Raw genomic sequence first — 6,788 nt, 5'->3', positions numbered from 1 at the left:
CTTCCCAGGTGCTTAAAATCAGGTTTCCATTTTTATGTATCCTAAGAAAAACCGTGTTAAAAGTAATCGTACCAAAACCTAATGGAACTGGAGAAAAATTGGTACCTGTAAACTCAAAATGAGGATCTGCAAAACCTAAATCAAAAGTAGTTTTAACTGGCTGCTGAGTAGAAGAATCTACTACACCGGGTAATTCTGCCCAACCATTAATACTAATATCAGTAGGCAAGGCAGTGTGAGTAATTACTTCTATTTGCTCAAAAAATACAGATATACTGCCTTTTTTAAGTTCTTGCCCTTGAGGATTTTGAGCTTGGTATTGTACGTCACCGTTATTTAATAGCTGTATATTAAAATCGATTTTTCCTGGCCCATTATTCACATCATCTAAGAAGTCAAATACTAATTCACCACTTATCTGAGTCCCTGCCTGAAAATTTCCATTTTGGATCACTAGTGTTAGTTCATCAATTGTAGCTTGAAATCCTTGAAGTCTTGCAGCAGGTATGTTATTGGCTGAACCATTAAATATCCCATTCCCATAGGATATATCGAGCGAAACTTGATGGGGGCCTGAACCATCTTGATTTTGGAGTCCTGGCAATGTTGCTTCAATCGAACATTGTAATTGTGTAAGGTTAGATGTAGTAAATGCCAAGGAGGAACTTGTGATAGTTAATTCAACCCCCTGGATTTTGGAATCAATTGGCTGGGTTTGATTGATAAAAAATTCCTTTGTACCGTTTGTTTCTCGGATTTCTATAGTGTAAGGTATTTTGGAAAGCTCATCCGTCACTCTATCCCTTAGGGAAAGAAGTTGAGTTTCTCCCTCTACCAACAATTCATCAATTTGATTTCCAGCATCATTAAGCTTTATCCTAAATTGCTTTAATACTGATTCCAGTTCATGTAAAAAATACTCTTGATTTTCGGTAATCAGATTATTGGCAGCTTGAATGACGTACTGATTAGAAACCTTTGAAATAATCACCGGAAGCTTTGTCGGTACATCCAGCTGATCCCTTAAATGCTCAAATACTACTTCAGCATTATCAGCAGGGTTTGCAATTAATTGATCAAGCTGAGACTTTAATTGACTCAATCCTGTATCAGAGAGTAAAGATTCAAAAGGTAAATTGATAACCGACATAAAAAATTGGTTTCAAAAGCTAAATAAAAACACAACGATTTAATTTAAAGAGATTGTGTTGTAATAAAAAATATCAACGTATAAATACTCTAAAAAAAATTGTTTTGAAAACTATAATTCAAACAAAAGATACTTTTGTACAATTTAATGATTGCAAAATTCAATAATTTTTAGAGTCTTAAAAAATCAATAGACTTAATTTCTATTTTTCAATAAACAAAAAAGCAGATCCTCTCGAATCTGCTTTTTTGCTTATTTAGTGAGCCCTTAACTCTAATTCCTTAAAATCTCAGTTACGATTTCAGGGCTGATTTCATTGTAATCTTTAATATAAAAGTGGCTTTCGGGCAATTCATCTTTAGAATGAGAAGACAAGACAGCGACCACTTTCATTCCTGCCTCCAGCCCGGCAGTAATTCCAGAAAATGAATCCTCGAAGACCAAACAGTTTTCAGGATCTATTTCTAAATTTTTAGCTGAACTCAAATATACCTCAGGGTCCGGTTTATGTTTTTTTACATGTTCACTTGCCATTATTGAACCGAAATAAGGAAATAGATTCAACATCCCTGCTATCAACTCAAGATTTGCCAGAGGTGCAGAGGTGGCAACCCCTGTTTGGAATTCATTCTTTTTTAGTCCGTGAAAAAAGTCTAGAAAACCGGATATAGGCTCCACATGATTTTTATAAATATCCCTGAACAACCCCTCTTTTTCGTCCTCAAGATTTAATAATTCTGCTCCCGAAATTTTCCTTCCGAAAAAATGACTCATTATATAAGAGTTACTTTTTCCATACATATGCGCTTCAAACTCCTCTTCCGATGGATAAATATTTCTTTTTGCAAAAAATTCTTTGAATGCAACTGAGTGAAATGGATTTGTATGGCATATGACACCATCCATATCAAAAATAACCGCTTTTCCTTTGCTCATCTTTAAATCTAAATAAATAAGCTATCTCCAAATTTGATCTGGAGACAACTTATTTTAGCTCTTATGATTTACTTGTAATCAAACTCCGCTATTACGTGCTCGATAATATCGCAACACTCATGAATTTGCTCTTCAGTCATAACTAAAGGAGGAGCAAACCTAATAATATTACCATGTGTAGGTTTAGCTAAAAGACCATTTTCAGCCAATCTCATACAGATATTCCATGCTGTAGAACTCTCTTCGGTATCGTTGATTACTACCGCATTCAATAATCCTTTTCCCCGGACTAGTTTAGCAATGGAGTATCTCTCAACCATTATTCCCATTCGATCTCTAAAAATCTTTCCAAGTTTTCTGGCGTTCTGAGCTAAATTCTCATCTTTCACCACTTCAAGAGCTGTCATTGCAACTTTTACTCCCAAAGGATTCCCTCCAAATGTAGATCCATGTTGCCCAGGTTTAATTACATTCATAATTTCATTGTCTGCTAATACCGCAGAAACTGGATAAAACCCACCTGAAATTGCCTTACCCAGAATCAACATATCTGGCTTGGTATAACTTGACTGCCTCTCGCAATGCCCTTGACAAGTACAATTACCACATACGGCAAGCAAAGAACCTGTTCTTGCGATACCAGTTTGAATTTCATCAGCAATCAAAAGCACGTTCTTTTCAGAACAAGCTTCTTTAGCTCTCCTTATATAATCATCAGCTGGAGTATAGACTCCGGCTTCACCTTGGATGGGTTCTACCAAAAACGCCACAACATTCGGGTCTTTCAGTGAATTTTCGAGTGCTTCAATATCATCATAAGGAATCCTAACGAAACCATCGGTATAGGGTCCGAAATTTTTCCTAGCATTTGCGTCATTCGAAAAAGATATAATAGTGGTGGTTCTGCCGTGAAAATTATTTTCTGCTACTATTATCTTCGCCTTATTTTCATCAACACCTTTTTTCTCATATCCCCACTTCCTTGCAATTTTTATTGCCGTCTCCACACCTTCTGCTCCTGTATTCATTGGAAGCACCTTTTCAAAGCCGAAATATTCTGTGATATATTTTTCAAATGGGCCTAGTACATCATTATGAAAAGCCCTGGATGTAAGTGTTAAAATTCCGGCTTGCTCGATCAAAGCATTCTTAATTCTTGGGTGACAATGACCTTGGTTTACTGCTGAGTAAGCAGAAAGAAAATCATAATATTTTTTACCTTCTACATCCCAAAGAAAAACACCCTCTCCTTTGGCAAGAACAACTGGTAATGGATGATAATTATGAGCACCATATTTATCTTCCAATTCAATAGCCTGAGAGCTTGAAGTGATAGTTTGCATGTTTTTCTTATTTTTGTATTTCAAAATGTGACTTCTTCGGCAAAAATAGAATAATTGCCGTTACCTATAGGTATGAAATTCGAAAAGAAAACCCAAAATCAATCTAATTCAGTGTCAGATGATTACTATTTTAATGATCAAGGGTTGATGGTTTTCACAAAAAACTATCATTTGAAGAGAGGATATTGCTGCGGGAACGGGTGCAAACACTGTCCATATCCAAAAGGTTGAATTAAATAGGAATAATTTTAAATTCCTTTGTTGTTAATTCCCGAAAAGTTCCGATATTTGCAGACTCATTACAGAAACGCATACAAATTACGATACAATATCATGGCAAAAGTTTGTGACATTACCGGAAAAAGACCTCGCGTAGGTAACAACGTGTCCCATGCAAACAACAAAACCAAACGTAGATTTTACCCAAATCTTCACAAGAAGACTTTCTACGTTCCTGAGGAAGACGCATGGATCACACTTAAAGTGTGCACTAAGGCATTGAAGACTATCAATAAAAAAGGTATCTCTGCAGTTTTGAAAGAAGCGCAGGATTCTGGCATGATCGTAATCAGATAATCAAAGTCACGACCTTAAATAAACACGAAGATGGCTAAGAAAGGAAATAGAGTACAAGTGATTTTGGAATGCACAGAGCACAAGACTTCTGGCATGCCAGGTACTTCAAGATATATCACTACTAAGAACAGAAAAAACACAACTGAAAGATTGGAATTGAAGAAATTCAACCCAATTCTTAAGAAAGTTACTGTTCATAAAGAAATTAAGTAATTTCAGGTTAATCCTGTAAAACGACAAAGATATGGCTAAGAAAGTAGTAGCAACCCTTAAGAAAAAAGACGGTGTAACTTACGCTAAAGTCATCAGAGCTGTAAAGTCTGATAAGACTGGTGCTTATACCTTCAGAGAAGAAATGGTTCCTTCCACCTTGGTGCAGGAAACATTGAACAAATAATTGCCAAGTGCATCTTCATGCATTTAAGTCCCTCTGGTCAAAGGTCAGCAGGGACTTTTTCGTTATATTCCGTTTTTAAAATCAATCAACATGGGAATTTTTGGTTTCTTTTCTAAAGAAAAAAAAGAAAGTCTGGATCAAGGCTTACAGAAATCAAGCGAAAATATTTTTTCTAAACTCAGCAAAGCTGTTGTTGGAAAATCTAAAGTCGACGAGGAAATACTAGATGAATTAGAAGAAATTCTAATTACCTCAGATGTAGGAGTTGATACCACCATAAAAGTAATTAGAAGGATAGAAGCTCGAGTGGCTAAAGACAAATATGTCACAACGGATGAACTTGATCAGATTCTAAAACAAGAAATCATTGGTCTTCTAGAAGAAAACAATACGCAGGATTTATTGGATTTTGATATTCCAGAGGATAAAAAACCATACGTGATCATGGTGGTAGGAGTTAATGGTGTTGGAAAAACTACTACTATTGGTAAACTGGCGAACTTATTTAAATCTGCCGGGAAAAATGTGATCCTTGGAGCAGCGGATACTTTCAGAGCTGCAGCTGTTGATCAACTTATTCTCTGGGGTGATCGAGTGGGCGTTCCAGTAGTATCGCATGGAATGAATACTGATCCTGCTTCGGTAGCTTTTGATGCAGTAAAAAAAGGGATAGAAACAAAAGCTGATGTAGTTATTATTGATACTGCAGGACGACTTCATACCAAGGTCAACTTGATGAATGAATTAGGAAAAATCAAACGTGTTATGCAGAAATTCGTTCCTGATGCGCCTCACGAAATCCTATTGGTATTGGATGGATCTACCGGTCAAAATGCGTTCATTCAAGCAAAGGAATTTACAAAGGTTACTGAGATCACTTCTCTAGCCATCACAAAACTTGATGGAACTGCAAAAGGCGGTGTTGTGATAGGGATTTCAGATCAATTCAAAATTCCTGTAAAATATATCGGCGTAGGTGAAAAAATGACTGATCTTCAGTTATTTAATAGGAAGGAGTTTGTTGATTCTCTCTTCTCTAAAAAGTAATGAAATCCAAAATTCTTTGAATACCTCGGTTAACATCGAGGTATTTTTTTTGTGAAAATTTGAACCTTTAGAAAATTATAGCGTAATTTAATATGATATCATTTTAACATCATATTGAAATGGAAATAACTAAAAAACCTTCGTCTGGATATTTATATATCCTTTTGGATCTAGCCTTGATAGTAGGATCCGTATTGTCGTTTGCATACTACCTTCCAATTCTTGGAGCAATTGCAGCATTTTTGGTGATCTTAATAATTCCGGGCTTTTTTATTGTCGAACCCAATAAAGCCATGGTGCTTTTATTATTCGGTGATTATAAAGGATCAGTCAAAGCAAATGGCTTTTTTTGGGTGAATCCCTTCATGACCAAAAAGAAGATTTCACTTCGAGTGAGAAACTTTGAGAACAAACCTGTTAAAGTAAATGACAAAATAGGTAATCCCGTCATGATCGGAACGATTGTGGTTTGGCAGGTTGAAGACACCTTCAAGGCAACTTTCGATGTGGATGATTATGAGAACTTCGTTCATTTACAATCCGATGCAGCAATTCGAAAAATGGCTGGCTTATTTCCTTACGATAATTTTGAGGATGAAGAAGCTGAAATAACCTTGAGATCCGGCGTGGAAGATGTTAATCATTCCTTAGAGGAAGAAATTAGTGAAAGATTACATCATGCAGGGATCAAAGTAATTGAGGCAAGAATTTCGCATTTAGCCTATGCTTCAGAAATTGCTTCGGCCATGCTTCAAAGACAACAAGCAACTGCTATAGTTGCAGCCAGACAGAAAATAGTGGAAGGTGCAGTTGGAATGGTTGAAATGGCTTTGGAAGATTTAAAAATGAAAGATATCATAGAATTTGATGATGAGAAAAAAGCTGTGATGGTTTCTAATTTGATGGTTGTGCTTTGCTCCGATAAAAGTGCAAGCCCTGTTCTTAATGTAGGGACATTAAATCAGTAAAAATGGCTAATCGAGTTTTTAAAGAGGAACAAACCTATCGTGGGACGTGGATCATGTATTTGATCCTGCTTTTCGAATTACCAACGATAATCCTCCTTATCGTTCTCTATTTCAATGCGGAAGATAAGACAGAAATGGGTATGGGTTTGGCTTTTGTCTTTATCACATTGATCCTAATACTCCTTTTCATTTCTAATCTAAAACTAGAGACTAGACTAGATGATTTTGGAGTTTCTTTTCGATACTTTCCATTTATCCGAAATTGGCGGAAAATAGACAAAACTAATATCCTGTCTATAGGAGTTATAAACTACAGCCCCCTTACAGATTATGGAGGTTGGGGTCTGAAAGGAAACAAGACCACAAAAGCT

10 protein-coding genes are annotated in these 6,788 nt (G+C 36.1%); 7 read left to right on the top strand and 3 right to left on the bottom strand.

Annotated elements, in window-relative coordinates; genetic code table 11:
* The 3 genes from Q0L68_RS14230 to rocD all read right to left on the bottom strand — a co-directional run.
* The coding region (locus Q0L68_RS14230) for a hypothetical protein (protein ID WP_296704447.1) at positions 1–1,150 on the bottom strand (1,150 nt) is incomplete at its 3' end.
* A gap of 273 nt (positions 1,151–1,423) precedes the next feature.
* Positions 1,424–2,086, bottom strand: a complete 663-nt coding sequence (locus Q0L68_RS14225) for an HAD family phosphatase (RefSeq protein ID WP_296704444.1) — start codon at positions 2,084–2,086, stop codon at positions 1,424–1,426.
* A gap of 68 nt (positions 2,087–2,154) precedes the next feature.
* Positions 2,155–3,429: an ornithine--oxo-acid transaminase gene (gene rocD, locus Q0L68_RS14220; RefSeq protein ID WP_296704441.1), complete on the bottom strand. Its 1,275-nt coding sequence runs from the start codon at positions 3,427–3,429 to the stop codon at positions 2,155–2,157.
* 72 nt (positions 3,430–3,501) lie between these two features.
* On the opposite strand from rocD, the gene Q0L68_RS14215 reads away from it, so the two are divergent.
* The 7 genes from Q0L68_RS14215 to Q0L68_RS14185 all read left to right on the top strand — a co-directional run.
* A complete protein-coding gene (locus Q0L68_RS14215) occupies positions 3,502–3,660 on the top strand; it encodes a DUF5522 domain-containing protein (protein WP_296704439.1) in 159 nt (52 codons plus the stop codon).
* Between the two features lie 102 nt (positions 3,661–3,762).
* The gene (rpmB, locus tag Q0L68_RS14210; protein ID WP_074226189.1) at positions 3,763–4,005 is read left to right on the top strand and encodes a 50S ribosomal protein L28; all 243 of its coding nucleotides are present in this window, start codon (positions 3,763–3,765) and stop codon (positions 4,003–4,005) included.
* A gap of 30 nt (positions 4,006–4,035) precedes the next feature.
* Positions 4,036–4,218: a 50S ribosomal protein L33 gene (rpmG, locus tag Q0L68_RS14205; RefSeq protein ID WP_014020702.1), complete on the top strand. Its 183-nt coding sequence runs from the start codon at positions 4,036–4,038 to the stop codon at positions 4,216–4,218.
* Between the two features lie 31 nt (positions 4,219–4,249).
* Positions 4,250–4,402 (top strand): DUF4295 domain-containing protein, encoded by a 153-nt coding sequence (locus Q0L68_RS14200; protein WP_206588558.1) that lies wholly within the window; start codon positions 4,250–4,252, stop codon positions 4,400–4,402.
* Between the two features lie 90 nt (positions 4,403–4,492).
* Entirely contained in the window at positions 4,493–5,449 is a 957-nt protein-coding gene (gene ftsY, locus Q0L68_RS14195) for a signal recognition particle-docking protein FtsY (protein ID WP_296704423.1), read from the top strand.
* A gap of 119 nt (positions 5,450–5,568) precedes the next feature.
* A complete protein-coding gene (locus Q0L68_RS14190) occupies positions 5,569–6,417 on the top strand; it encodes an SPFH domain-containing protein (RefSeq protein WP_296704422.1) in 849 nt (282 codons plus the stop codon).
* 2 nt (positions 6,418–6,419) lie between these two features.
* Positions 6,420–6,788 (top strand): hypothetical protein (locus Q0L68_RS14185; protein ID WP_296704420.1); only part of this gene is annotated, 369 nt, incomplete at its 3' end.

It is taken from the genome of Algoriphagus sp. (genome assembly GCF_024642405.1).
Classification (GTDB): domain Bacteria; phylum Bacteroidota; class Bacteroidia; order Cytophagales; family Cyclobacteriaceae; genus Algoriphagus.
Note: the sequence above shows the minus strand (reverse complement) of the source record. Positions and strands in the feature narration are given on the sequence as shown.